The sequence below is a fragment of the Actinomycetospora lemnae genome, from assembly GCF_028737315.1.
Taxonomy (GTDB): domain Bacteria; phylum Actinomycetota; class Actinomycetes; order Mycobacteriales; family Pseudonocardiaceae; genus Actinomycetospora; species Actinomycetospora lemnae.
In genome coordinates this window covers 49,223-73,117 of sequence record NZ_JAQZAO010000014.1, presented here as the reverse complement: position 1 = coordinate 73,117, position 23,895 = coordinate 49,223, and the positions used below count along the sequence as shown (strand labels likewise).

20 protein-coding genes and 1 pseudogene are annotated in these 23,895 nt (G+C 75.5%); 11 read left to right on the top strand and 10 right to left on the bottom strand.

Features of this window, described 5'->3' with window-relative positions; translation table 11 throughout:
* The first annotated feature begins 15 nt into the window (after positions 1-15).
* From PGB27_RS25170 to PGB27_RS25150, 5 genes are all read left to right on the top strand, one after another.
* Entirely contained in the window at positions 16-2,250 is a 2,235-nt protein-coding gene (locus PGB27_RS25170; RefSeq protein ID WP_274203181.1) for a serine/threonine-protein kinase, read from the top strand.
* A 71-nt stretch (positions 2,251-2,321) separates the two neighbouring features.
* A complete protein-coding gene (locus PGB27_RS25165; protein ID WP_274203180.1) occupies positions 2,322-3,095 on the top strand; it encodes a (Fe-S)-binding protein in 774 nt (257 codons plus the stop codon).
* Positions 3,092-4,579, top strand: coding sequence for a LutB/LldF family L-lactate oxidation iron-sulfur protein (locus PGB27_RS25160; protein ID WP_408630120.1), 1,488 nt, complete (start codon positions 3,092-3,094; stop codon positions 4,577-4,579). The genes PGB27_RS25165 and PGB27_RS25160 overlap by 4 nt, the downstream gene beginning before the upstream one ends.
* Positions 4,566-5,207 (top strand): LutC/YkgG family protein, encoded by a 642-nt coding sequence (locus PGB27_RS25155; protein WP_274203179.1) that lies wholly within the window; start codon positions 4,566-4,568, stop codon positions 5,205-5,207. The genes PGB27_RS25160 and PGB27_RS25155 overlap by 14 nt, the downstream gene beginning before the upstream one ends.
* A 208-nt stretch (positions 5,208-5,415) precedes the next feature.
* The gene (locus PGB27_RS25150) at positions 5,416-7,056 is read left to right on the top strand and encodes a DICT sensory domain-containing protein (RefSeq protein WP_274203178.1); all 1,641 of its coding nucleotides are present in this window, start codon (positions 5,416-5,418) and stop codon (positions 7,054-7,056) included.
* 42 nt (positions 7,057-7,098) lie between these two features.
* On the opposite strand, the gene PGB27_RS25145 is transcribed toward PGB27_RS25150, so the two are convergent.
* Together PGB27_RS25145 and PGB27_RS25140 are read right to left on the bottom strand one after the other, a co-directional pair.
* The gene (locus PGB27_RS25145; RefSeq protein ID WP_274203177.1) at positions 7,099-8,619 is read right to left on the bottom strand and encodes a class I adenylate-forming enzyme family protein; all 1,521 of its coding nucleotides are present in this window, start codon (positions 8,617-8,619) and stop codon (positions 7,099-7,101) included.
* Positions 8,616-9,587, bottom strand: coding sequence for a phosphotriesterase family protein (locus PGB27_RS25140; protein WP_274203176.1), 972 nt, complete (start codon positions 9,585-9,587; stop codon positions 8,616-8,618). The genes PGB27_RS25145 and PGB27_RS25140 overlap by 4 nt, the downstream gene beginning before the upstream one ends.
* Before the next feature lie 101 nt (positions 9,588-9,688).
* Between PGB27_RS25140 and PGB27_RS25135 the strand changes: the two genes are divergently transcribed.
* From PGB27_RS25135 to PGB27_RS25125, 3 genes are read left to right on the top strand one after another with little or no spacing between them, the layout of a single operon-like run.
* A complete protein-coding gene (locus PGB27_RS25135) occupies positions 9,689-10,060 on the top strand; it encodes an ArsR/SmtB family transcription factor (RefSeq protein ID WP_332843875.1) in 372 nt (123 codons plus the stop codon).
* Positions 10,057-10,581 (top strand): SRPBCC family protein, encoded by a 525-nt coding sequence (locus tag PGB27_RS25130; RefSeq protein WP_274203175.1) that lies wholly within the window; start codon positions 10,057-10,059, stop codon positions 10,579-10,581. Before PGB27_RS25135 ends, PGB27_RS25130 begins: the two co-directional genes overlap by 4 nt.
* Positions 10,578-11,114 (top strand): class I SAM-dependent methyltransferase, encoded by a 537-nt coding sequence (locus PGB27_RS25125; RefSeq protein ID WP_274203174.1) that lies wholly within the window; start codon positions 10,578-10,580, stop codon positions 11,112-11,114. Before PGB27_RS25130 ends, PGB27_RS25125 begins: the two co-directional genes overlap by 4 nt.
* Here PGB27_RS25125 and PGB27_RS25120 read toward each other — a convergent pair.
* The 4 genes from PGB27_RS25120 to PGB27_RS25105 all read right to left on the bottom strand — a co-directional run bounded on the left by PGB27_RS25120 (position 11,089) and on the right by PGB27_RS25105 (position 15,101).
* On the bottom strand, positions 11,089-11,562 hold the full coding sequence (locus PGB27_RS25120; RefSeq protein WP_274203173.1) for a DUF6010 family protein: 474 nt from the start codon (positions 11,560-11,562) through the stop codon (positions 11,089-11,091). The genes PGB27_RS25125 and PGB27_RS25120 overlap by 26 nt on opposite strands.
* A 33-nt stretch (positions 11,563-11,595) precedes the next feature.
* Complete coding sequence (locus PGB27_RS25115) at positions 11,596-12,015, bottom strand: hypothetical protein (RefSeq protein WP_274203172.1); 420 nt, start codon at positions 12,013-12,015, stop codon at positions 11,596-11,598.
* A 110-nt stretch (positions 12,016-12,125) separates the two neighbouring features.
* Positions 12,126-14,846, bottom strand: coding sequence for an ATP-binding protein (locus PGB27_RS25110; RefSeq protein ID WP_274203171.1), 2,721 nt, complete (start codon positions 14,844-14,846; stop codon positions 12,126-12,128).
* 39 nt (positions 14,847-14,885) lie between these two features.
* A complete protein-coding gene (locus tag PGB27_RS25105; protein ID WP_274203170.1) occupies positions 14,886-15,101 on the bottom strand; it encodes a hypothetical protein in 216 nt (71 codons plus the stop codon).
* Positions 15,102-15,230: 129 nt separating this feature from the next.
* Between PGB27_RS25105 and PGB27_RS25100 the strand changes: the two genes are divergently transcribed.
* Complete coding sequence (locus PGB27_RS25100) at positions 15,231-16,346, top strand: SPL family radical SAM protein (RefSeq protein WP_274203169.1); 1,116 nt, start codon at positions 15,231-15,233, stop codon at positions 16,344-16,346.
* A gap of 43 nt (positions 16,347-16,389) precedes the next feature.
* Here the strand turns inward: PGB27_RS25100 and PGB27_RS25095 are convergent, their stop codons facing one another.
* On the bottom strand, positions 16,390-17,175 hold the full coding sequence (locus PGB27_RS25095) for an SDR family NAD(P)-dependent oxidoreductase (protein ID WP_274203168.1): 786 nt from the start codon (positions 17,173-17,175) through the stop codon (positions 16,390-16,392).
* A 118-nt stretch (positions 17,176-17,293) separates the two neighbouring features.
* On the opposite strand from PGB27_RS25095, the gene PGB27_RS25090 reads away from it, so the two are divergent.
* Entirely contained in the window at positions 17,294-17,893 is a 600-nt protein-coding gene (locus PGB27_RS25090) for a TetR/AcrR family transcriptional regulator (RefSeq protein ID WP_274203167.1), read from the top strand.
* Positions 17,894-17,926: 33 nt separating this feature from the next.
* On the opposite strand, the gene PGB27_RS25085 is transcribed toward PGB27_RS25090, so the two are convergent.
* Positions 17,927-18,955, bottom strand: coding sequence for an aldo/keto reductase (locus tag PGB27_RS25085; protein WP_274203166.1), 1,029 nt, complete (start codon positions 18,953-18,955; stop codon positions 17,927-17,929).
* A 213-nt stretch (positions 18,956-19,168) separates the two neighbouring features.
* On the bottom strand, positions 19,169-19,651 hold the full coding sequence (locus PGB27_RS25080) for an Lrp/AsnC family transcriptional regulator (RefSeq protein WP_274203165.1): 483 nt from the start codon (positions 19,649-19,651) through the stop codon (positions 19,169-19,171).
* A 196-nt stretch (positions 19,652-19,847) separates the two neighbouring features.
* On the opposite strand from PGB27_RS25080, the gene PGB27_RS25075 reads away from it, so the two are divergent.
* Positions 19,848-23,396, top strand: a complete 3,549-nt coding sequence (locus tag PGB27_RS25075) for an indolepyruvate ferredoxin oxidoreductase family protein (RefSeq protein ID WP_274203164.1) — start codon at positions 19,848-19,850, stop codon at positions 23,394-23,396.
* A gap of 30 nt (positions 23,397-23,426) precedes the next feature.
* Here PGB27_RS25075 and PGB27_RS29505 read toward each other — a convergent pair.
* Positions 23,427-23,873: pseudogene (locus PGB27_RS29505) on the bottom strand (OsmC family protein); the annotation flags it as partial.
* Positions 23,874-23,895 lie beyond the last annotated feature (22 nt).

Sequence of the window (23,895 nt, the reverse complement as noted above, 5' to 3'; positions counted from 1 at the left end):
CAGGGGTGTGATCAGGTGGCCGCCGAGGGCGAGGTGTTCGGCCCGTACGAGCTGAGGCGTCTGGTCGGGCGCGGCGCGATGGGTGAGGTCTGGGAGGCCTTCGACACGCGCCGTGAGCGCCCGGTCGCGCTGAAGCTCCTCGGCGGGGCGGTGGCCGAGGACCCCTCGTTCCGCGCGCGGTTCCAGCAGGAGGCGCGGGTGACCGCTCGGCTGTCCTCGTTGCACGTCATCCCGATCCACGACTTCGGCGAGATCGACGGCCGTCTCTTCGTGGACATGCGGCTGGTCGACGGCGGCGACCTCGCGGCCGTCGTGCGCGCCCACCCGACGGGTCTGCCGCCGGCGCGCGCCGTCGACATCGTCAGCCAGATCGCCGAGGCCCTGGACGCGGCGCACGCCGCCGGCCTCGTGCACCGCGACGTCAAGCCGTCGAACGTGCTGCTGACCGGGCAGCGCGCCGGCGACTTCTGCTTCCTCGTCGACTTCGGCATCGCCCGCATCGCCGGGGCGGGCGGCCAGCACCTCACCAGCACCGGGACCGTGCTGGGGACCACCGCCTACATGGCGCCGGAGCTGTTCACCGGGGAGACGGCGACCTTCCGCAGCGACGTCTACGCGCTGGCGTGCCTGTTCTTCGAGCTGCTCACCGGACGCCGGCCCTACGCCGGCCCCGACCCGGTGGCGCACATGGGTCAGCACGTGCACCAGCCGGTACCCGTGCCCTCGTGGTCCCGCGCGGACCTGGCGGTGTTCGACCGGGTCGTCGCCACCGGGATGGCGAAGGACCCCGCGCACCGGTTCCCGACGCCCGGGGCGCTCGCCGACGCGGCGGTCGCGGCCGGACGGCCCGGGCCGGGGCCCGCCCCGGGCGGGACCGCGACGTCCCTGCTCGGGACGGGACGCGGCGGGCCGCCCCCCACGCCGACGCGCCCCGGCCCCCCGACCTCCGGGTGGCCCGGCGCGACCGGGACGCGCACGGGCACCGTCACGGGCCCGGTCACGGCGTCGTCGCCCTCCCCGCCGCCTGCCTCGCCGCCGGTCGCCTCGACCTCCACCGCGTCGACGACGCCGTCCTCGGATGCGGCGGGCGGGCCGGGCTCCACCCGCCGCGGGACCCCGACCCCCGGAGCGCCCCCGCCCCCGCCCGCCCTGGAGGAGCCGCGGCGGCGCCGGCCGTGGCGATGGGCCGCGGTCGGGCTGGCGGCCCTGGTGGTCGTCGCCGGCGGCCTGATCGGCGCGGACGCGGCCTTCGACCTCGTGTCGCCGGGCGCCGTCCCGACGGCCCGTGCCGTGGCCCCGCCGGTGCAGAGCCCGCGCTGGGTCGAGCTCAGCCCCGACGGGCGCCGGGCCTTCGTCAGCGGCCTGGGCGGCAGCCCGACGCCGTCGCCGTCGGTCGCCGTCGTCGACACCGCGACCAACCGGCTCACCGGCACGGTCCCGGTCGGCACCTTCCCCGGCGACCTCGCCGTCAGCGGCGACGGGACACGGCTCTACGTCAGCGAGCGGGGCTCCGACGCGGCGCCCGGGAGCGCGCTCGCGGTCATCGACACGGCGTCGAACCAGGTGACGGCGCAGATCGAGCTGGGCACGGCGGCTCCGTCGGGGCTGGCGCTGAGCCCGGACGGGCGGCGCGCCTACGTGGCGAACGAGGGGACGAACGCCGCGCCCGGCAGCACCGTCTCCGTGGTCGACCTCGCGACCTCGACGGTGGCGGCGACCGTGCCGGTCGGCCAGGGGCCCAGCGGCCTCGCGATCACCCCCGACGGGCGCAAGCTCTACGTCGCGAACGAGGGCGTGCTGACCGGCGTCGGCAACACCGTCTCGGTCGTCGACACCGCCAGGAACGCGGTGACGGCCACGATCCCGGTCGGCGACACCCCGCGCGGGCTCGCGGTCCGCCCCGACGGGCGCTACGCCTACGTCGCGAGCCAGGGCACGCAGCAGGCGCCGCAGGGCTCGGTCAGCGTCGTCGACACGGCCACCGACACCGTGACCGCCACGATCACCGAGGGCCTCGGCGGACCGATCGGCGTCGCGGTCACGGGCGACGGCCGCAACGTGCTCGTCACCAACTACGGCAACGACACCGCGCCGGGCTCGACGGTGGCCGTCATCAACAGCCGCGACGACGTCATCGGGACGGTCCCCGTCGGCCAGCTGCCCTTCGGCGTCGCGGCCGGCCGTGACGGCACCCGCGCCTACGTGACCAGCCGCTCGGAGTTCTGGCAGCTCGACTTCCCCGCCCGCTGAGCCTGCGGCCGACGCACGGCACGGGGGACACTCGGGGGACCACCACCACCACCACGATCGCGAGGAGTCCGTTGCGGATCGCCCTCGTCGCCACCTGCCTGGGCGACGCGATGTTCCCGCAGGCGCCGCGGGCCACGGTCGAGCTGCTCGAGCGCCTCGGGCACGAGGTCGTCTTCCCCGCCGACCAGACGTGCTGCGGGCAGGCGCACGTCAACACCGGCTACCTCGACATGGCGCTGCCGCTCGTGCGCCACCACGTCGACGTCTTCACCGGCGTCGCCGACGTCGTCGTCGCGCCGTCCGGGTCGTGCGTGGGGTGCGTGCGCCACCAGCACGCGATGGTCGCCCGCCGCGGCGGGGACGAGGGCCTGGCCCGGGCGGCCGAGGACCTCGCCGGGCGGACCTACGAGCTCTCCGAGCTGCTCGTCGACGTCCTGGGCGTCACCGACGTCGGCGCGTACTACCCGCACCGCGTCACCTACCACCCGACGTGCCACTCGCTGCGCATGCTGCGCGTCGGCGACAAGCCGCTGCGGCTGCTGCGCGAGGTCCGCGGGCTGACGCTGACCGAGCTGCCCGACGCCGAGGTCTGCTGCGGCTTCGGCGGCACGTTCGCGGTGAAGAACGCCGAGACCTCGACGGCGATGCTCGCGGACAAGATGGCCAACGTCCTCTCGACGCACGCCGAGGTCTGCACGGCGGGGGACACGTCGTGCCTCATGCACATCGGCGGCGGGCTCTCGCGGCTGCGCTCCGGGGTGCGCACGGTGCACCTCGCGGAGATCCTGGCCTCGACCGAGGAGTCGCCCCGGGTCCCCGACGCGATCATGAGCGAGGCGCGATGACGACCACCCACCTCGGCATGCCGACCGTCGCGTCGGACCCGCACGGGCACCTGCGCGGCACCGAGTCGTTCCCCGTCGCGGCGCACCGCGCGCTGGCCGACACGCAGCTGCGCCAGAACCTCGGGCACGCGACCCGCACCATCCGCGCGAAGCGGGCCGCGGTCGTCGGAGAGGTCGACGACTGGGAGGAGCTGCGCCGCGCCGGCGAGTGCCTCAAGGCCGACGTCATGGCGCGCCTGCCGGAGCTGCTCGAGCAGCTCGAGGCGTCGGTGACCGCGCGCGGCGGGGTGGTGCACTGGGCGCGCGACGCCGAGGAGGCCAACCGGATCGTCGTCGACCTCGTGCAGGAGACCGGGGCCGACGAGGTCGTCAAGGTCAAGTCGATGGCGACCCAGGAGACCGGGCTCAACGAGGCGCTGGGCGCGGCCGGGATCGCGGCGCTGGAGACCGACCTGGCCGAGCTCATCGTCCAGCTCTCCGACGACCGGCCGTCGCACTTCCTCGTGCCCGCGATCCACCGGAACCGCTCCGAGATCCGCGACATCTTCCTGCGCGAGATGCCCGACGTGGACCCGGACCTCACCGACGAGCCGCGCCGGCTCGCGATGGCGGCCCGGGCGCACCTGCGGCGGAAGTTCCTGTCGGCGAGGGTGGGCATCTCCGGGGCCAACTTCGCGGTCGCGGACAGCGGGACGATCTCGGTGGTCGAGTCCGAGGGCAACGGGCGGATGTGCCTGACCCTGCCCGACACCCTGATCACGGTCATGGGCGTCGAGAAGATCGTGCCGACGTGGTCGGACCTCGAGGTGTTCCTGCAGCTGCTGCCGCGCAGCTCGACCGGCGAGCGGATGAACCCGTACACGTCGACGTGGAGCGGGGTGACGCCCGGCGACGGCCCGCAGACGTTCCACCTGGTGCTGCTCGACAACGGCCGGTCCAACGTCCTGGCCTCGCCGGACGGGCGGCAGGCGCTGCACTGCATCCGGTGCTCGGCCTGCCTCAACGTGTGCCCGGTCTACGAGCGTACGGGCGGGCACGCGTACGGGTCGATCTACCCGGGCCCGATCGGGGCGGTGCTCTCGCCGCAGCTCACCGGCATCTCCGGCCCCGACGACGTCAACGCCTCGCTGCCGTACGCGTCCACGCTGTGCGGGGCGTGCTTCGACGCGTGCCCGGTGCGCATCGACATCCCGCACCTGCTCGTGCAGCAGCGCGCGGCGGCGGTCGACGCGCACACCCGCCCGACGGCGCAGGATGTGGCGATGCGGGCCGCGGCGGCGGCGATGGCCACGCCGGGCCGGTTCTCGCTGGCCGAGCGGGTGGTGAAGCTCGGGCGGCTGCTCGGGCGGTCGGGGCGCATCCGCTCGGTGCCCGGGCCCGGCGCCGCGGCGTGGTTCGGGGCGCGGGACATGCCACCGCCGCCGGCGGAGACGTTCCGGGAGTGGTGGGCCCGACGTGAGAGGACCCGGCGTGACCGCACGTGACGAGGTCCTGGCCCGGCTGCGGGCCGCACGGGACGCGGGCGGCTCGACGTCGCCCGCCGTGCCGCGCGAGTACCGGCGCACCGGGACGCTCCCGCCCGGGAGCGCGGCGGCGGTGGCGCGGCTCGACGAGACGCTGACCGACTACAAGGCGGCCGTGCACCGCGTGCGCACCGAGGACGAGGTGCCGGGCGCGATCGCCGCGGTGCTGCGGGACGCCGGGGCGACCTCGATCGTCGTCCCCGCCGGGCTCCCCGCCGCCTGGCTGACGGCGTACGACGGCGAGGTCCGCACCGACGGCCCGCCGCTGTCGGTCGCCGACCTCGACGCCACCGACGCCGTCGTCACCGGCGGGGCGGTGGCGATCGCCGACACCGGCACCTTCGTCCTCGACGCGCGGGCCCCGGACCAGGGGCGGCGGGCGATCAGCCTGGTCCCCGACCACCACGTGTGCGTGCTGCGCGCCGACGCCGTGGTGTCGTCGGTGCCCGAGGCCCTCGCGCGCCTCGACCCGGACGGCCCGCTGACCTTCGTCTCGGGACCCTCGGCCACCAGCGACATCGAGCTCGACCGCGTCGAGGGCGTCCACGGCCCCCGCCGGCTCGACGTGGTGCTGGTCGGCCCCGTGTGAGCACCGTCCACGGCGAAGGCCGTGGACAGTGCTCACGAGAGGTGACCGACCGTGACACGGGCAGTGGCGGGCCGATCGGGTGACGGGGATCTCGTCGTCGCGCGGGGGCGGCCGGTCGTCGCTCGGATCCGCCGAACCGGATGAGCGGGCCTGGCGACGGGGAAGGGGCGGGGCCACCCGCTCCGATCCCGGACGCCAGGAGTCCTCGGTGACCTCTCACCCGAACGGCAGTGCACCCCTCGCTGTCGTGCCCACCGTCCCGCCCGTTCCCGTCACCGCTCCCGTGCCCGCCGGCGGGACCCCCGGCGTCGCCGGCCCGCTGTCCCAGGCGGTCGCCGAGGCCACGGCCCGGGCCACGCGCTCGCGCCTCGACCACGAGCCGCGCCGCACGTGGGAGCACGCCGCGGGCGGTCAGCCGACGGCGGTGCCGAAGCGCCTGCTCGTCGCGGTGTCGCACGCGATCGAGAAGGCCGTCGTGTCCTGCCCGATCCCGGGGACGGCGGACGGGACGCCGCCGACCGTCGTGCTCGCCCTCTTCCAGCGCCTCGAGTTCTTCGAGCGCGAGCGGGTCGTCTACGAGCGCCTCGCCGAGGCCGGCGCGGAGGTCGTCGTCGGCTTCGTCCGCGGCGAGGAGCACAGCCCGCCGCGCGGGGTCCACACGGTGCTCCTCGAGCCGGACGAGAAGCTCGCCGACGAGTGGACGGTCGTCGCCGTGGGCCCGCGCGCGGGGGCGTTCCTCGTCGCCACCGACCAGCACGCCTACGACGCCCACGAGCACGGCACCGAGGCCGGCCGGCGGTTCAGCGGGCGTTGGGGCTACGCGCACGCGCAGGCCGGCGCGGAGCTCGCCCGGCTGCGCCTGGCGCTCGGCAGCCGCCTGCCCGACCCGCTGCTGCGCAGCATCGACACCCTGCTCGGCGAGGTCATGGCCAGCGGCGGGGAGGTCGCCGGCAGCGCCGGCACCCCGGGCGAGGCGTGGGCGACGGCCTCGCTCGCGCACATGATCACGCGGATGCAGACCGCGCAGGCCGGCAGCCGGGCCCTGCGCGAGCAGCTCGCCGACGCCCACCGCGCCGCCGACGCGCACCGCTCCGCCGACGTCGACCCCTCCAGCGGGCTGCCGACCCCGGACTTCCTCGAGCGCTGGTCGACGCCCGGCGGGTCGACCGAGCTGCCCGTCGGGCTGGCGCTGGTCGACGTCGCGGGGCTCGACCCGTCCGTCGGGAGACGGAGCGGAGCGGAGCTCGACCCGTCCGTCGGGAGACGGAGCGGAGCGGAGCTCGACCCGGTGGTCGAGGACCCGCGCGCCGAGTACCACGCGGCGCGCAAGGTCGCGGCCGCGCTGGGCCAGCCGCTCGGGCCCGTCGACGCAGCGGTGCGGCTCTCGCGCCGGGAGTTCCTCGTCGTCGTCCCCGGCGCCTCGCCGCGCCACCTCGCGGGGCTGGGCGACGAGGTCGCCGAGCAGCTCGAGCTCGCCTCCGACGGCTACCCGCACATCCCGCTGACCGCGGCCGTCGCCACGATCGTCACGCACACGCGGCCGCTGCCCGTCGAGGACCTGCGTGCCGCCCTGTCCCGCCTGCCCGCCGACGCCACGGGCGCGGTCGACGCGGGCCGGACGGTGGCCGGCGAGCGGATCGCGGTCGTCTCCACGCGCGCCGGCCGCGTCCTCCCCGGGCCCGGGCGGCACGAGCCGGAGCAGACGGCTCCCGAGGCGCCCGAGACGCGGCCGTTCGCGACCGTCGCGGCCGACCACCCCTGGTTCGGCCCCGACGGGCAGCACCCCGACGACCTGCTCCCCGGCTCGCACGGCGTCGCCGCCGCCGGAGTGCCGCACCCCCGCTCGTGAGCGGACTTTCGAGCTATACCTCGGAAGTCCGCTCACGTGGGGTCAGCGGCCCCGGACCGGCGAGCCCCAGTCGGTGCCGTCGCGCAGGGTCCGCTTGAGCAGCTTGCCGCCCGGGTTGCGCGGCAGCGGGTCGGACGAGACGACGACGTACTGCGGCACCTTGTAGTCGGCGATCTGGGTGTCGAGGTACTCCAGGACGGCGCCGACGTCGATGTCGCGGCCCACGAGGACTGCCCCGACCTTCTCGCCCATGACGTCGTCCGGCACGCCGACCACCGCCGCGTCGGCGACCCCCGGCGCGCCGGCCAGCGCGTTCTCGACCTCCACCGAGTACACGTTCTCGCCGCCGCGGTTGATGACGTCCTTGGCGCGGTCGACGATCCGCACGATCCCGTCGTCGACGCGCGCGAGGTCGCCGCTGTGCAACCAGCCGTCGACGAACGTCCGCGCCGTCGCCTCGGGCGCCTGCCAGTAGCCGTCGACGACGTTGGGCCCGCGGATGAGCAGCTCGCCGACGCCGGCGTCGTCGACGTCGGTGAGCGCGAGGTCGACGACCGGCGCGGCGAACCCGACCGCGTCCACGTTGTCCGCCGTGTACTCGTGGGGCAGGAACGTCGAGATCGACGCGGTCTCGGTGAGCCCGAACCCGTTGCCCAGCCGCGCCTGCGGGAGCCGTTCCATGAGCCGGCGGACCAGCGCCGGCGCCATCGGCGCCCCGCCGTAGGTCAGGCGCCGCACATGGGACAGGTCGGCGTCGAGGTCGCCGCGCGCCAGCGTCAGGCCGTAGATCGCCGGGACGCTGACGAGCGTGTCGATGCGCTCGTCGACGATCGTCCGGACGAACGCGCCGCCCTCGAACACCGGCAGCACCACCGTCGTGCCGCCCAGGCCGAGCTGGACGAGCAGCTGGGAGTTGCACCCGGTGACGTGGAACAGCGGCACCGAGACGAGGTTGCGCAGCCGTGGGCCCTCGGCGCGGTCGATCCCGATGACGCGGATCGCGGTCTCGACGTTGGACAGGAAGTTGCCGTGGGTGGTCCGCGCGCCCTTGGGGCGGTCGGTGGTGCCGCTCGTGTAGAAGATCGCGGCGAGGTCACCGGGGACGAGGTCGTCGAGCGCCTCCGGGTGCCCCGACGGCAGGGCCTCGCCCGGCCGCAGCACGGCGGCCGCCCCGCTGTCCTCCAGGACGTACCGGACCTCGGGCTCCGCGAACCGCGTGTTCACCGGCACCGCGACGGCCCCGGCGAGCAGGGTGCCGAGGAACCCGACCACCCACGCCAGCCCGGCGGGCAGCAGCGAGGCGACCCGGTCGCCGCGCCCGACCCCCTGGGACACCAGGCCGCCCGCCACCCGCGCGGCGCGGTCCCAGAGCTCGGCGTAGGTCACCCGCTCGCCGCCCACCTCGACCACGGCCTCGACGTCCGGGTGGCGCTCCACCGACGCGCGCACCATCGCGACGACCGACGGCATGAGGTGGTCGTAGCGGGCGATGCCGTCGCGGCCGCGGGTGATCCCGGACGTGTCGAACGGGTCCGGGCCCCGGTCGAGGGGGGTGGGGCTCACGAGAAGTACCGCCGCGGGTTGTCGACGAGCATCGTGGTGATCTGCTCGTCGGTGACGCCCTGCTCGCGCAGCGCCGGCAGGACGTCGTGGTGGATGTGCTCGAAGTGCCAGTTCGGCAGCATCTGCTCCTTGACCGCCTGGCTCTCCCCGGAGAAGAAGTCGATGTAGCAGGACGCGTCGTGGGCCAGCACGATCTTCTCGGCGTAGCCCTGCGCGCAGAGCGCGGCGATGGTGGCCACCCGCTGGTCGGTGGGGTTGAAGACGTCGATGCCGAAGCGGTCGGCGCCGATGATCGCCCCGCGGTCGGCGATCTCGCGCAGGTAGTCGAGGTCGTTGCTGTCGCCCGCGTGCCCGATGACGACCTTGGTGAGGTCGACGCCCGCCTTCTCGTAGAGGTCGAGCGCGAGCCGGCCGGTCTGGTGCGCGGCGTTGGTGTGCACGGTGATCGGCACCCCGGTCTCGACGTGCGTCGCCGCGATCGCGTGCTGGATGCGGGTCTGGTCGGGCGTGAGGCCGCGCTCCTCGACCACGCCCTTGAGGAACGCGGCCTTGATGCCCGTGCCGCCGATGCCCTCGCGGATGTCGCGCAGGAACAGGTCGGTCATCAGCTCGTCGCCGCCCAGGACCGTGCCCGGGCCGCGGTAGTGCAGGAAGTGCGGGATCTCGTCGAACGTGTAGAGGCCGGTGGCGACGACGATGTTGAGGTCGACCTCGGCGTTGATCCGGGCGATGCGCGGGACGTAGCGGCCGAGCCCGACGACGGTGGGGTCGACGATCGTCGTGACGCCCAGCTCGCGCAGGCGGCGGAGCTTCTCGATCGCGTCCGCGACCCGGACCTCCTCGTCCCAGTACTGGTCGCCGTAGTTCTGCATCATGTCCGGCGTCAGCACGAACACGTGCTCGTGCATCAGCGTCGTGCCCAGGTCGCCGACGTCCACCGGCCCCCGCACCGTCTCCACCGTGGGCATGCCGCACCCCCACCTCGTCGTGCTGTTGTCACCCGGAGCACTCTAGCTCCGGATCGTCGATTCGCTCGACAGCTATATAGCTCTGTGGCAAAGTACGGATCGTGGACGTGTTCCAGGCGGTGGCCGACCCGGTGCGGCGCTCGATGATCGAGCGGCTCGCCGACCACGGCGAGGCGACGGCGGGCGAGCTCTCGGAGCTCGCCGCCCAGCGGTTCGGGATCCGCCAGCCCACCGCGTCCAAGCACCTCAAGGTGCTGCGCGAGGCCGGGGTCGTCACCAGCTCGGTCGACGCCCAGCGCCGCGTGTACCGCCTCGAGCCCGGCCCCCTCGACGACCTCGCGGGGTGGGCCGCACGGCAGACCCGCTTCTGGACCGGACGCCTCGACGCCCTCGAGCGCCACCTCGACGCCGAGACCGCCGAGACCGCCGAGATCACCGACCCTGCGACCACCGACGAAGGGACCTCGTCATGACCACCGACCTGCTGGGCACCGTCGACCGCGCCGCCGGCACCGTCACCCTCGAGCGCCGCCTGCGCGCGCCCGTCGAGCAGGTGTGGGCGGCCCTCACCGACCCCGCCCGCCTCGGCGACTGGCTCGCGCCCGTCGAGTCCGGCGCGCCCGGCCCGGACGGCCGCTTCGTGCTGCGCATGAACGCCGACGAGACGGCGACGTGCACCGTGACGACCTGGGACCCGCCCCACGCGATGCGCGTGACCTGGGACTACACCGGCGAGCCGGCGTCGGAGCTCGCTCTGGCGCTGATCGCGGACGGCGCCGGCACGCTCCTGCGGCTCGAGCACACGCGGATCGCCGTCGACGTCGTGCCGTACGGCGCCGGGTGGCACGTGCACCTCGACAACCTCGACGTGCACCTGGCCGGCGGGGACGTCCGCGCCGAGGGCTGCTGCGGCGAGGCGTTCATGGCGGCGTGGGAGTCCCTCGCCCCGCGCTACGCCGCGACCGACCGTGGCGCGCCCAGCCCGACCGCGTGAGGGTCCCACCGCGCCTCGCGGCCGCCGTCGACGTCGTCGACCCCGCGCCGGACGCCCGCGTGCTCGAGGTGGGCTGCGGGCGCGGGGTGGCGGCGGTCCTGCTCGTCGACCGGCTGCCGCGCGGGCGGTACACCGGCCTCGACCGCTCCGCGACGGCGACGGCGGCCACCGCCGCGCGGCTCGCCGGCCGCGGGACGGTGCACACCACCGCGCTCGCCGCGTTCCGGCCGGCGCCCGGCACGGTCGACCTCGCGCTGGCGATCAACGTCAACGTCTTCTGGACCGGCGCGGCGCGCGCCGAGCTCGCGGTGCTGGCGACGGCCCTGGACGCGGGCGGCGTGCTGCACCTCGTGTACGGCTCGGACGGCGCGGCTCCGCGCGGGGACGTCGCCGACCGCCTGCGCGACCACCTCACCGCGGGCGGCTTCGCCCCGACCGTCACGACGCCGACGCGGCGCGGCGTGCGGTTGCTGCACGTCCGCGCCGCGCTCGGCGGGGGAGGGCCGGTCAGGACGCCACGGTCTCCCGGCTGACGGGCGCGGCGCCGCGGCGCGCCCGCTCGGAGGGCCACGAGCGTCCCGCCACCGCGATCCAGACGGCGACGAGCAGGTCGAAGCTCAGGCACGGGATCGTGTAGGTGTCGGGAGCGAAGGCCCGGCCGGGTCCGGCGTAGTGCAGCACCATGTCCCAGACCGGGTGGGCGGTCCAGCCGGCGACGAGCCACCAGCGCGAGCCGCGCAGGCCCAGGGCGCCGAGACCGCCGTAGAGCAGGACGCCGGCGAGCTCGCCGGCGATCCACCCGCCGCCCTCGTCGGCGGCGAACACGACGTACACCGCCGCCGCGACGACGAGCACGGCGAGCAGCAGGGCGCGGATCCAGATCTCGGCGAGGACGCGGGACAGCGCCCAGGCGACGGCGATGAACACGAGGGCCAGGACGACGCCGTCGACGAGGCCGCCGAACTCCGGGGGGATGGACACGGGAACTCCTTCGGGGACGGGAGGGCAGGGGCGTCAGTGGTGGTGGCGCGTGTACTCGTCGGGGCGCAGCAGCATGGCCAGCGCCATCGCGACGAGCATCAGGACGTGGCCGGCGACCATCAGGGTCCGTTCCGGGATGAGGCCGGCCCACCACGGCACGAGCAGGACCAGGAACGGCAGGTACATGGCGGCCGCCATCTCGGCGGTCGCTCGCCACCGGTGGCCGCGGTAGCGCATCCACAGGGTCATCGCGATCGTCATGTCGGTCGCCATGACGAGGACGTGCAGGTCGGGGCGTTCGAGCAGGACCGGCAGTCCCACGGCCGGGAGCACGACGCCCCACACCGGCTCGAGGGCGACCATGCCGACGACCATCGCGACGACCATCTCGGCGTAGTGCCGCAGGAAGGCGCGGGGGCGGGAGGGGGTGCGGGACGGCGGGGCGAGGGTCACGGTGACCTCCGGGACGCGGTGTCGGGGACCGCACGAGCGTCGCCCCGCGGAGGCCGTCGTCGCGCCGGTGCGATCGCCGGGTCGGTTGCCGGGTCGGTCGCGGGGGTCCGTCAGCCGAGGGGGAGGTGCGCGAGCTCGGCGCGCGAGCTGACCCCGGTCTTCGCGAAGACGTTGCGCAGGTGGAAGTCGATCGTGCGCGGGCTGAGGAACAGCTGCGCCGCGACCTCGCGGGTGGAGGTGCCGCTGCCCACGAGCCGCGCGACCTGCAGCTCCTGGGGCGTCAGGGCGACGGCGACGTCCGCGTCGCGCCGCCGGGCGCTCTCACCGGAGGCCCGGAGCTCGCTGCGGGCCCGCTCCGACCACCGCGTCGCGCCGAGCTCGTCGAACAGCTCGAGCGCGCGGCGCAGGTGGGTCCGCGCGTCCACCCGGCGGCGCGACCGCCGGAGGTGCTCGCCGTAGGCCAGCGCGGTGCGTGCGTGGTCGAACGGGTGGCCCGCCTCGTCGTGCCGGGCGAGGGCCTCCTCGAAGAGCGGGCCCGCGTCCCCCGCGTCGGCGAGCAGGGCCCGCCCGTGTGCGGCGGCCGCGGCCACCCACGGGGTCCCGACGGTGGCGGCGAACCCGGCGAGGTCCGCGACCCAGCGCCGCGCCGTGTCGGCCTCGCCGGCGTGGACCGCCGCCTCGAGACGGTCGACCGCGGCGAGGCGCGCGACGAGCCCGGAGGTGATGCGGGAGAGGTGCCGGAGGGCGCGGTCCGGGGAGGACGCCCGCACGCCGTGCGCCCAGTGCAGGACGTCGCGGATCGGCAGGTCGAGGATGCCCATCGGCCCGCACGCGGCGACCTGCTCGACGGCGGCGGCGTGCTCGTCGGCCCCGTCCTCGTCGCGCAGGACCGCCACGAGGGCCCGGACGGCGAGCGGGAGGCCGAGCAGGCCCGGCTGGCCGGTGTCGCGGGCGAGCTGCAGGGCGCGGTCGGAGGCGGCGCTGCCCGCGGCGGTCCACCGGCCGGTCGCGAACTCGGTGAGGCCGAGGCGGGTCAGGGAGTAGAGCACCATGACCATCGCGCCGGTCGCGCGGGCGCGGGAGAGCAGCAGCTCGTGCCAGCGCTGGGCCGCGTCGTCGTCGCCGAGCTGGAGCGCGGCGATCCCGAGGTTGGGCAGCAGGTCCTGGTCGTCCTCCCCGAGCTCCTCGGCGACCGCGAACGCCGCCCGCAGCTCGGTGCTCGCGGTCGCGCCGTCGCCCCGGGCGATCGCGTCGAGGCCGACGAGGAGGTGGTCGAAGCAGCGCCGCCGCGGGGTGTCGTCCGCCGCGGGCCGGGGCACGAGGCCGACCGGGTCGACGCGCACGCCCGCGTCGACGCCGAACGAGGCGAGCGCCGCGGCGAACATCGCCATCTCGCGGGCCCGGTCCGGGTCGGTGGGAGCGACCTCGCGGGCGGCCAGCAGCACCATCCGCTGGCCGACGTCGGGGGAGCCGGTGTTCCACTCCACGCGCGCCCGGAGGCGGGCGACGTCGGCGCGCGACGCGGGGTCGTCGAGGTCCCGGAGCGCGGTGTCGGCGAGGTCCCGCGCGAGGCCGGCCCGCCCGGCCAGCCACGCCGCCCGCGCCCCGGCGTAGCGCAACCGGCCCCGCTCGGAGCGGACCGGGCACAGCTCGGCCGCCCGCGCCCACGCCGCGGCGGCGGCCTCGAGCCCGCCGGTGCGCTGCGCCCGCCGCGCGACCCCGTCGAGCGCGGCGACCGCCTCCGGATCGGGACCGTCCGCGGCCGCGGCGAGGTGCCACGCGCGGCGATCGGGGTCGTCCTCCGCCGCCAGCACCGTGGCCAGCGCGGCGTGCACCTGCCGGCGGCGGCTGCTCGTGGCCGCGTCGTGCACGGCCGACCGCACCAGCGGGTGGCGCAGCTCGACCCGCCCGTCCGTCGCGCTGAGCAGGCCGGACCGCTCGGCGGCCTCGAACGCCGGGTCGCCGACGTCGAGCAGGGCGGCCGCGCGGCGCACGGTGGTCGTGCGCGCGGAGTCGTCGAGCGCCGCGACGAGCAGCAGGCTCTGCGCGTCGTCGGGGAGCCGCCGGTAGCGGTCGAGGAAGCCGCGTTCGACGGCCTCGGTGCGGGGCAGGCGGTCGGGCAGGGGGTCGTGCCCGGCGAGCTGCTCCGGGGTCAGGGCGTCCGGGAGCTCGAGCAGGGCCAGCGGGTTGCCCCCGGTGCGCTCGACGAGCTGGCGGTGCACCGGCGCGGCGACCGGGCCTCGCGCGTGCTCGGACAGGAGCGCACCGGCCGCGCGGTCGTCGAGTCCGGCGAGGGCCAGGACGGGCAGGTCGTCGCTCGCGAAGTCGCGGACGTCGCCGTCCCGCGCGGCGAAGAGGACGGCGATCCGCTCGAGGTGGACCCGGCGAGCGACGAAGAGCAGGGCGGCCGCGGACTCGTCGTCGAGCCAGTGGGCGTCGTCGACGACGCAGAGCACGGCCGTCTCCTCGGCGGCCTCGGCCAGCACGCTGAGCGCGGCGAGGAAGACGAGGAACCGGTCGCCCCCGTCGCCCTCGACCTCACCGAACGCGGCCCGCAGCGCGCGGGCCTGCGGGGCGGGCAGCGCCGGGATGTGCCGGGCGACCGGGCGCAGCAGCCGGTGCAGGGCGGCGAACGCCAGTGGCGCCTCGGACGCGATGCCGCGGGTGCGCAGCACCTGGAGGCCGTCGGCGCCGGCGGCGGCGTCGTCGAGCAGCGCCGACTTGCCGACCCCGGGGTCGCCGCGGACGACGAGCGCCCCGCCCCGACCGTGGCGGGCGTCGTCGACGAGCGCGCCGAGGCGGGCGCGTTCGGGGTCACGCCCGTGCAGCACCACGTCAGGGTACGGACGGGCGGGGTGACCCCGACGCGATCAGACCTGGCGGAAGGCCAGCAGCCGCACGCCGAGGTCGGCCTCGGTGCGCTGGATCTCCGCGAGCTGCTCCTCGCTGAGGTCGGCGTAGGGGCTGGCGGCCTCGTAGGCGACGACCGGGGTGCCGAGGCGCTGCTCGAGGCGGTGGATCGCGTCGAGGGCGGCGTCGTCGAGGGCGGCCGGACGCAGGTCGGGGCCGGTGGGCGGGGCGGACACGGGAGCCTCCCGGGGGTGGTGGTGTGATCGGCGACACGCCGGACGTGGGCGAGTATCCCGCCACCGATCGGCCCAGTCACACCGACCGGACGGAAGTCGCCGACCGTGTCCGGCGTTGACGTGGACGCGATGACGACACCCCTCCCGGCAGCGCCGCCGGTCATGCCCCGGACCCGTCTCTGGACCCCTCAGCACGTCCTCGTCACCCGCTCCGCCCAGGAGCACCCGCACACCGCCGAGATCCTGCGCCGCTGCGAGGCCGCCGGCGTCGACGACGTCGAGCTGCTGCGCGGCGACCGCATCACCGGGGTGCGGGGCGAGACCGACCGCGAGACCTACGCCCGCGCCAAGTCCACCCTCGCCGTGGTCACGAGCCCCGCGTCGGCGCGCAGGCTCGACCCGATCCCGCCGAGCGCCGACTGGCGCGTCGACCTGGCGCGCGGCTGCCCCGCGCACTGCCAGTACTGCTACCTCGCCGGCTCGCTGTCCGGGCCGCCGATGACGCGCGTGTACGGCGACCTCCAGGAGATCCTCGCCGGCCTCGACGCCTACGTCGGCCACGGCACGATCACCTCGACGAGCGCCGCCCGCGCCGACGAGGGCACGACGTTCGAGGCGTCCTGCTACACCGACCCGCTCGGCATCGAGCACGTCACCGGCAGCCTGTCGGCCGCGATCCGCCACGTCGGCACCCACGACTTCGGCGGGCCGGTGCAGCTGCGCGCGACGACGAAGTTCGCCGACGTCGCCGGCCTGCTCGACCTCCCGCACCACGGGCGCACGCGGCTGCGGTTCTCGCTCGGGCCGGAGTCGGTGGTCGGGCGCTTCGAGGGCGGCACCGACCCGGTCGGCCGGCGCATCGAGGCCCTGGCGACGATGGCCCGGGCGGGCTGGCCGGTCGGCCTGACGATCGCGCCGATCATGCCCGTCGGCGACTGGCGCACGGCCTACGGCGACCTGCTGGCCCGCGTGGCGACGGCGCTCGAGGGGGTCGCTCCCGGCGACCTCGACCTCACCGCCGAGTGCATCACCCACCGCTTCACGCCGGGCAGCAAGGAGACGCTCGAGACCTGGTACCCGCGCACGCGGCTCGAGATGGACCCCGAGCAGCGCCGGACCAAGCGCGGCAAGTTCGGCGCGGTCAAGCACGTCTACCCCGACGACGTCATGGCCGACCTGCGCCGGCACGTCACCGACGAGCTCGCCGAGCACCTCCCGGCCGCCCGCGTCCTGTACTGGACGTAGGTGGCTCACCTGCGCATCAAGACCAGCACGCCGACAGGGCACCTCACACCTTGACGCTGCCGGCGTCCACCGCCCAGTCGGCGCCGATGACGCTCGGCACGGTCGGGGAGGCGAGCAGCAGGACCACGCGCGCGACCTCGGCGGGCTCGATGAGCTCGCCGGTGAGCATGCCGTTCTGCCGCGGCATGGCGGCCAGCAGCGTCTCGTGGTCGAGGCCCATGTCCGCCGCCATGCGCGCGACGAACGTGTCGGGACCGGTCAGCAACGGGGTGCGGATGCCGGCTGGGGACACCGTGTTGACGCGGACCCCGGAGGGCGCGACCCGCTCGGCGAGGCTGCGGGAGAACGCGTTGAGCGCGGCCTTCGCGACGCGGTAGGGCAGCGGCTCGGGGCCGACGCGCCGCGCGCTGTCCGAGCTGATGGTGACGACCGCGCCACGCGCCTCGGTCAGGGCGGGCAGGGCGGCGCGGGTGGTCCGCCGGGCGGCGTCGAGGTTGAGGGCGAAGGCGGCGGCCCAGACGTCGTCCTCGCCGTCGAACACGTCGACCGCGTGCTCGGGCGGCATGTCGCCGCCTCCGGCGTTGTTGATCAGCACGTCCAGGTGCGGGTCGGTCGCGAGCGCGGCCTCGACGACGCGGCGCGGGCCGTCGGGCGTGGTGAGGTCGGCCGGGAGGAACGTCGCCCCGGTCGCCTCGATCTCCGGCGTGCTGCGTCGCGCGGTGGCGACGACGGAGCTGCCCTCGGCGAGGAACGCCCGCACGATCTCGAGTCCCAGGCCCCGGCTCGCGCCGGTGACCAGGACGCGCTTGCCGCGCAGCTGGAGGTCCATCTCGTGCTCCTGTTCTCGGGGACACCGTCGCTGTAACTGCGACACCAGAGTTGCACATCGACGACCAAGTGCGCCACCACTGTCGCAGTTGCTAGGGTTGCCGGACAGCGGAGGTGGCATGGACGACGACGCGGCGCCCCGGCGGGTGCGGGCCGACGCCGAGCGCAGCACGGCACGCATCCTGGAGGCGGCCGAGGCCGTGCTCGCCGAGGACGAGACGGCCCCGCTGGAGCGGATCGCCGACGCGGCGGGGCTGGCCCGCGCGACGGTCCACCGCCGCTTCTCCTCGCGCACCGCGCTGCTCGACGCCCTCGCCGCGCAGCTCGCGCAGCGCTACGTGCAGGGCCTCGCCGAGGCGCGGGTGGACTCGGCGCCACCGGTGGCCGCGATGCTGCGCATGACCGAGACCGCCTTCGCGCTGAAGATCGCCCACCGGTTCGCCGTGCAGCTCAGCGCGTCGATGACGCCGGAGGTGCTCGACGGCCTCGACCGGCTCTTCGCCCGCCTGCGCGACGCCGGCGCGATCACCGCGCCGGACCCGACGTGGGGGCGCCGCGTCTACCTGGCGCTCCTCCACGAGGTCAACGACCTGCCCGCCGACTCGCCGATGCTCGCCGGCGGCTCCGACGAGGTCGCGGCGCGGGCCGCGCTGCTGGTCACCACCGTCCTGCAGGCGCTCGGTGGCCTCCGGCCAGGTGAGCAGGAAGAAGGGCTGTAGCCCTTCTTCCTGCTCACCTGCGCGGAGCGCACCTCACGCGGCGGCGCGCTCGTCGACCGGGCGGCGGCGCCGCGCGGTCGTGGTCAGGGCGGGCGGGAGGTAGTCCTGGTCGAGCCGCCCGACCTCGGTGCCCGGCGGGACGATCTCGTCGATGCGGTCGAGGACGTCGTCGGGCAGCACGACGTCGAGGCCGGCGAGCAGGTCGTCGAGCTGCTCCTGGGTGCGCGGGCCGAGCAGGGCCGTGCTGACGCCCGGGTGCGTGATCGCGAACGCCATCGCGAGGTGGGTGAGGCGCAGGCCCGCCTCGTCGGCCAGGGTGATGAGCTGCTCGATCGTCGCGAGGCGGGCCTCGTCGTGGAACACGCGGAAGAGGTCGGCGCGGACGAGGTCGGTGGGCTGCCCGCGCCGGGCGCGGCCGGTGAGCATCCCCTGCGCGAGCGGGCCCCAGACCAGCGTCCCCATCCCGTAGCGCTCGGCGACCGGCAGCACCTCGCGCTCGATGCCGCGGTTGAGGATCGAGTAGGGCGGCTGGTCGGTGCGGAAGCGCTCGAGGCCGCGGCGCTCGGCCACCCACTGCGCCTCGACGATGTCCGACGCGGGCATGGTCGACGACCCGATCGCGCGGACCTTGCCGCTGCGCACGAGGTCGGTGAGCGCCGAGAGGGTCTCCTCGACGTCGGTGTCCGGGTCGGGCCGGTGGACCTGGTAGAGGTCGATGTGGTCGGTCTGCAGGCGGCGCAACGACTCCTCGACGGCGGTGGTGATCCAGCGCCGCGACGCCCCCTGGCGGTTCGGGTCGTCGCCCATCGGGCGGCCCATCTTCGTGGCGAGGACGACGTCGTCGCGGCGCCCGATCAGGGCCTTGCCGAGGACCTCCTCGGACGCGCCGCCGCCGTAGACGTCGGCGGTGTCGACCAGGTTGATCCCCGTGTCGAGGGCGCGGTGGACGAGGCGGATCGAGTCCTCCTGGTCGGGGTTGCCGCGCGCCGACCCGAGCAGCAGCACGCCGAGTGAGTAGGGGCTGACCTTGATGCCTGTCCGGCCGAGGGTGCGGTAGCGCATGTCGTCCTCCGGGGTGCACGCGAAACGGAACGTTCTTCCGGAACTATACGGAAGGACGTTCCGCTTTCGCCACCGCCCCGGTCGGAGCAGCGCCCCAGCGCCACGCTGAGCTGGTGACCGCCGCCCCGCCGGCCGTCGTCGAGACCCCATCGGTCCGACAGGGTGCCCTGCGGTCAGGTGAGCAGGAGGAAGTGCTGTGGCACCTCTTCCTGCTCACGTGCGCGGACGCGCACCCCGCGGCAGGGCGCGCACGAGCGGCAGCACGCGGTGGGCCACGCGCTCGGTCAGCGCGATCTCGGTGCGGGTGCGCTCCACGCCCGGGGTGCCGATGATCCCCTGGACCACGTGCTCCAGGTGGGCGTTGGTCCGGGCGACCACGCGGGCCCACAGGTCGCCGTCGCCGGTGATGCTGTGCGCCTCCACGACCTCCGGGATCGTCGCGAGGTGCTCGGCCACGGCGTCGAGCCGGCCCTGGGTGATGTGCAGGGTGACGAACGCGGTGACGTCGTAGCCGAGGGCCTCCGGGTCGACCTGTGGCTCGAACCCGACGATCACCCCGCGCTCCTGCAGGCGCAGGAACCGGGCCTGCGCGGTGCCCCGCGCGATGCCGAGTGCCCGCGCGTGCTCGCGCAGGCCGACCCGCGGCCGTTCGAGGAGCGCGAGCAGCAGCGCCCGGTCGAGGTCGTCGAGGTCCATGCCGGCTCCTGGCTCGTCCATTGGCCGAAGGGGATCAGCGCGGAGGCCGATCGACTGGGCCAATGGCCCAGTCCTGGAACACGACGATAGACCACTGGCGAGTAACTCCCTAGCTTCTCGGTCACCGCCACGACGTGTGGCCCGGGACACGGGACCCACCCCGCGCCCGTGCGCCGGTCCACCGAGGAGGTCCGCCATGACCGTCGACGTCCGCCCGCCCGTCTTCGACGTCCCCTTCGGGGGCGCCGGGGACGAGCCGCCCCGCCGTCCGGTGTCGCTGCGCGACCGCTACGCGATGACGCACGGGCGCGTGCACCTCACCGGCGTGCAGGCGCTGGTCCGCCTGCCGCTCGACCAGCACCGCGCCGACCGCGCCGCGGGCCTGCGCACCGGCGGCTACGTCTCGGGCTACGAGGGCTCGCCGCTGGCCGGCTACGACCTCGAGCTCGCGCGCCACCGCGACCTGCTCGCCGAGCACGACGTCGTCTTCGCACCGGGGCTCAACGAGGAGATCGCGCTGACCGCGGTCGAGGGCACCCAGCTCGCGGCGGCCACCGGCAGCCTGACCCGCGACGGCGTCGTCGGCTACTGGTACGGCAAGGCGCCGGGCCTCGACCGCGCCACCGACGCCCTGCGCCACGCGAACCTCACCGGCACCCACCCCCGCGGCGGCGCCGTCGCGTTCGTCGGCGACGACCCGGCGGCGAAGTCGTCGAGCGTGCCCAGCGCGTCGGAGGCCGCGCTCGCGGACATGGCCGTCCCGGTGCTCTACCCCGCGGACTCCCAGGACGTCCTCGACCTCGGCCGCCACGCCGTCGCGCTCAGCCGGGTGAGCGGGCTGTGGACCGCGCTGAAGATGGTCACCGCGGTCGCCGACGGTTCGGGCACCGTCGAGCTCCACCCCGACCGGCTGCTCCCGGTCGTCCCCGACACGACGATCGACGGCCGCCCGTACGTGCACACCCCGTCGGCGGTGCTCCTGCAGCCCTCGCTGGGGCCGATCGAGCGCGACCTCTACCGCGCCCGGCTCGAGCTCGCCCGTCGCTACGCCGCCGCCAACGGCCTCGACCGGATCGTCGGCACCGGACCGGCGCGGATCGGCGTCGTGGCCGCGGGCAAGAGCTGGCTCGACCTGCGCCAGGCGCTCGACACCCTCGGCCTCGACGACGCCGAGCTCGTGCGCCGCGGCGTGCGCCTGCTGCGCGTCGGCATGCCCTGGCCCCTCGACCACGACGTCGTCGACCGCTTCGCCGAGGGCCTCGACGAGATCGTCGTCGTCGAGGAGAAGCGGGCGTTCCTCGAGACGCAGATCAAGGACCGGCTCTACGGGCGCCACGACGCCCCGCGGGTGCACGGCAAGCGCGGCCCCGACGGCGCGGCGATGTTCCCCGAGGCCGGCGACCTCGACCCCGACGTCGTCGCCCGCCGCCTCGGCGAGCGCCTGCTCGCCCACGGCGACGTGCCGTCGGTGCGGGCGTGGCGCGACGAGAAGGCGCGGCAGGCCCGAGAGAGGAGCCGCATCGACCTGTCGCTGACGCCGGTCGACGGCGCGAAGCGCACGCCGTTCTACTGCTCGGGCTGCCCCCACAACACCTCGACCACCGCGATCCCCGACGGCTCGCTGGTCGGCGCCGGCATCGGCTGCCACACGATGGTGCTGCTGATGCCCGAGGAGCAGGTCGGCGAGGTCACCGGGCTGACGCAGATGGGCGGCGAGGGCGCGCACTGGCTCGGCATGGCGCCGTTCGTCGACGCCGACCACTTCGTCCAGAACATGGGCGACGGGACCTTCCACCACTCGGGCTCGCTCGCGGTGCGCGCGGCCGTGGCGGCGGGCGCGCACATGACCTTCCGCCTGCTGCACAACGGTGCGGCCGCCATGACCGGCGGGCAGGACGCCGTCGGTGCGCTGTCGATGCCGGCACTCACGCAGAGCCTCGCCGCCGAGGGCGTCACGCGGATCCTCGTCACCACCGAGGACCGCTCGCGCTACCGCGGTGTGCGGCTGGCGAAGGGCGTCGAGGTCTGGGACCGCTCGCGCTACCCCGAGGCCCAGCGCGTCCTCGCGGACACCCCGGGCGTCACCGTGCTCATCCACGACCAGGAGTGCGCGGCCCAGAAGCGGCGCAAGCGCAAGCGCGGCCAGCTCGCCGACCCGTCGACCCGCGTCATGATCAACGAGCGGGTCTGCGAAGGCTGCGGCGACTGCGGGCAGACGTCGAACTGCCTGTCGGTGACGCCGGTCGACACCGAGTTCGGCCGCAAGACCCGCATCCACCAGGCGTCGTGCAACAAGGACTACTCCTGCCTCGACGGCGACTGCCCGGCGTTCCTGACCGTCGAGCCCGGCACGGCCGCGGGCCCGCCGGTGCTCGAGCCGCTGGGCGCCGACGCGCTGCCGACGCCGCCCGCGGTGGTCGACGACGAGTCGTTCACGGTGCGCCTCGCCGGCATCGGCGGGACGGGCGTGACGACGGTGTCGCAGGTGCTCGCCACCGCCGGGCTCGTGGCCGGGCGCCACGTGCGCGGCCTCGACCAGACCGGGCTGGCCCAGAAGGGCGGCGCGGTGGTGTCCGACGTCAAGGTCAGCCGTCGCCCGGGCGAGGCGGCGGGGCGCGCCGCGGAGGGGGAGTGCGACCTCTACCTCGGCGCCGACCTGCTCGTCGCCGCCGACCCGGCGAACCTCGCGACCTGCGCGTCGTGGCGGACGGTCGCCGCGGTGTCGTCGGCGAAGATCGCGACGGGAGCGATGGTCGTCGACCCGTCGGTGTCGTTCCCGGATGCCGACGCGGTGCTGCGGCGGATCACCGACCGGGTGCGGCGCGACGTCGGGGTCGTCGTCGACGCCCGCGCGCTGGCCGACGCCCTGTTCGGCGACGACCAGTTCGCGCTGACGTTCCTGCTCGGCGCCGCGTTCCAGGCCGGCGCGCTGCCGCTGCCGGCGTCGGCGATCGAGGAGGCGTTCACGCTCAACGGCGCGGCGGTGCAGCAGAACCTCCAGGCGTTCCGGCGCGGGCGGCAGTCGGTGGCCGACCCGGAGGCGTTCGCGGCGGTCGTCACGCGGGTCACGGGCACGGGTCCCGACACCGGGGTCCCGGGCCTGACCGCGCGCGGGGCGGCGGAGGCCGCGGAGATCGTCGCGTCGATCGGGGCGCCGGCGGGCAGCGAGCTGGAGCGCCTGGTCGCGATCCGGGTGCCCGAGCTCGTCGCCTACCAGGACGCCGACTACGCGCGGTCCTACGCCTCGGTCGTCGCCGGGACCGTCGACGCCGACCCGCGGCTCGCCGAGGCGATCGCCACCGGGCTGTACAAGCTCATGGCGTACAAGGACGAGTACGAGGTCGCCCGCCTGTCGCTCGACCCGGCGCTCGAGGCCTCGGTGCGCGCGCAGTTCGGCGAGGGCGCCCGGTACGCGTGGAAGCTCCACCCGCCGGTGCTCCGGGCGGCGGGCATGCAGCGCAAGATCACGCTGGGCCGCTGGTTCCGGCCGGGCTACCGGACGCTGCGCGCGATGCGCCGCCTGCGCGGGACGCGCCTCGACCCGTTCGGCGTGGCCGAGGTGCGGCGCGTGGAGCGGGAGCTGGTGGCGGAGTACCGGGCGCTGGTGCCGCAGCTGCTGGCGCTCGACGACGTGGATCGCGCCGTCGAGATCGCCGCCCTGCCGGACATGGTCCGGGGCTACGAGCAGATCAAGCTCGACAACGTCGCCCGCTACCGCGCCCGCCTGGCGGAGCTGCTGCCCTGACCCCCTCGTGAGCACCGGATCCACCGTGACCGGGGTGGCGAGGCTGTTGGCGATGTAGCACTCCTGGTGGGCCAGGTGCACCAGCCGCTCCACCCGCGGGACGCTCGGGCCCGCCGCCACGGTGATCTGCGGGTGCAGCACGATCGCCGCGATCCGCGCCGGGCCCTCGCCGTGCGACATCGTCGCCTCGGCGTCGTCCCGGTAGGCGGTGACGTCGATGCGCGCCCGCGCCGCGATCGCGAGGAACGACAGCAGCTGGCACGACGACGCCGCCGCGAGGACCAGCTGCTCGGGGTCCAGGAGCGCGGCGTCGCCGCCCAGCGTCGGGTCGTTGGACAGTGCCAGCGCGGTCGCGGCGGGCGGGGCCTCGACGCGGTGGGCGCGCCCGTAGCCGTCGTAGCCGGCCCCGGTCGAGCCGGACCACGTGCACGTCGCGCGGTAGCGGTGGGTGCCGTCGGGGTCGGTCGTGAACGCCATCGGCCGACCGTAGGTGTCGGCG

Coding starts and splice junctions, on each gene's coding strand:
- PGB27_RS25160 (WP_408630120.1), top strand. CDS start 3,092: ATGACGACCACCCACCTCGGCATGCCGACCGTCGCGTCGGACCCGCAC.
- PGB27_RS25140 (WP_274203176.1), bottom strand. CDS start 9,587: ATGCCCACGGTGGAGACGGTGCGGGGGCCGGTGGACGTCGGCGACCTG.
- PGB27_RS25130 (WP_274203175.1), top strand. CDS start 10,057: ATGACCACCGACCTGCTGGGCACCGTCGACCGCGCCGCCGGCACCGTC.
- PGB27_RS25100 (WP_274203169.1), top strand. CDS start 15,231: ATGACGACACCCCTCCCGGCAGCGCCGCCGGTCATGCCCCGGACCCGT.
- PGB27_RS25095 (WP_274203168.1), bottom strand. CDS start 17,175: ATGGACCTCCAGCTGCGCGGCAAGCGCGTCCTGGTCACCGGCGCGAGC.
- PGB27_RS25090 (WP_274203167.1), top strand. CDS start 17,294: ATGGACGACGACGCGGCGCCCCGGCGGGTGCGGGCCGACGCCGAGCGC.
- PGB27_RS25085 (WP_274203166.1), bottom strand. CDS start 18,955: ATGCGCTACCGCACCCTCGGCCGGACAGGCATCAAGGTCAGCCCCTAC.
- PGB27_RS25080 (WP_274203165.1), bottom strand. CDS start 19,651: ATGGACCTCGACGACCTCGACCGGGCGCTGCTGCTCGCGCTCCTCGAA.
- PGB27_RS25075 (WP_274203164.1), top strand. CDS start 19,848: ATGACCGTCGACGTCCGCCCGCCCGTCTTCGACGTCCCCTTCGGGGGC.